Consider the following 211-nt stretch of genomic DNA (forward strand, 5'->3'; position numbering starts at 1 on the left):
GGCCTCAGACGCGCAGCGTCTCGTGGCGGACGACCAGCCACCCCTTGGGCACCGACAGTCGCTCGGTGTGCACGCGGCAGAGGTCGTGGGCGTGGGGGTCCCCCGCGGCGCCGAGCGGCCCGACGGCGGCCATCTGGTCGCCGTAGTCATAGGTGAGGGTCGTCACCGCTTCGCGGGCGCAGCCCACCTTCGAGCACAGTCTGGTTCGCAT

The 211-nt window shown here is 72.0% G+C and carries 1 protein-coding gene; it reads right to left on the minus strand.

Annotated features, from left to right (window positions below; all coding sequences use genetic code 11):
- Positions 1–4: 4 nt before the first annotated feature.
- Positions 5–211, minus strand: a 207-nt coding sequence (locus HJV72_RS19460; RefSeq protein ID WP_208073529.1) for a DUF3499 family protein, incomplete at its 5' end; no start/stop codon positions are given.

The organism is Extibacter sp. GGCC_0201, from assembly GCF_017566055.1.
Classification (GTDB): Bacteria; Bacillota; Clostridia; order Lachnospirales; family Lachnospiraceae; genus Extibacter.